The organism is Burkholderia reimsis (assembly GCF_003294055.1).
In the GTDB taxonomy this organism is placed as follows: domain Bacteria; phylum Pseudomonadota; class Gammaproteobacteria; order Burkholderiales; family Burkholderiaceae; genus Burkholderia; species Burkholderia cepacia.
The window spans coordinates 1-254 of the sequence record NZ_QMFZ01000180.1 but is presented as its reverse complement, the minus strand read 5'-3'; the positions used below and the strand labels follow the sequence as shown (position 1 = coordinate 254).

Below are 254 nucleotides of genomic sequence, written 5' to 3'. Positions count from 1 at the left end.
CCGCCGATGTCGCCGCCGGTGCCCACCGTCACGTTGTCGCCCGACACCGTCGTGTTGCCCACGCCCGCCATCCCGGTGTTGCCCGCGATGTTCAGGTTCGGTGCGGTGATGTTCGTGCTCGTGTTACCCGCCACCGTGCTGTTCGGCTGCTGCGTCCACGTCTGGTTCGCGTGGCCCGTCACGTTGTCACCGCCGATGTCGCCGCCGGTGCCCACCGTCACGTTGTCGCCCGACACCGTCGTGTTGCCCACGCC

At 69.3% G+C, this 254-nt stretch carries 1 pseudogene; it reads right to left on the bottom strand.

Annotated elements, in window-relative coordinates:
* A pseudogene (locus DPV79_RS43015) lies at window positions 1-254 on the bottom strand (hypothetical protein); the annotation flags it as partial.